Here is a 422-nt window from a genome sequence, read left to right on the forward strand (position 1 = left end):
GGCGTCGTTCGCGGATCAGGTTGCCGAAGGCGTCGTAGTCGTAGTGGCGGTCACCCTGGATCACCAGGCGGTTGGCGGCGACGATGTCCGGGCCGGGGCGGTCTTGCATGAGCAGGTTGCCGGCCGGGTTGTGGGCGAAGCGTTCCTGCACGTCTTGGGAATGGTCGGCGCGGGTCAGGCGGGCGAGGGGGTCGTAGTGGTAGCGGTGTTCGCCTTTGCGGGTGTCGAGCAGGCGGGTGAGGTTGCCGGATTTGTCGTAGTCGTACTGGCGCTGGTAAAGATAACTTTCCTGCTGTGTGACGGCGTGGGCGTGCAGGCGATTCTGGTCGTCGTAGTGGTAGTGGCTGAGCAGTTGGCCTTGTTTGCGTTGGTGTTCACGACCGGCACGGAACAGGTGTGAGGTGAGCACTTCGCCGTTGAGC

Annotated in this window: 1 protein-coding gene; it reads right to left on the bottom strand. The window is 63.7% G+C overall.

Annotated features, from left to right (window positions below):
* On the bottom strand, positions 1–422 hold a 422-nt coding region (locus KVH01_RS29510), incomplete at both ends, for a hypothetical protein (RefSeq protein WP_217883807.1).

Source organism: Pseudomonas khavaziana (assembly GCF_019145205.1).
Classification (GTDB): domain Bacteria; phylum Pseudomonadota; class Gammaproteobacteria; order Pseudomonadales; family Pseudomonadaceae; genus Aquipseudomonas; species Aquipseudomonas khavaziana.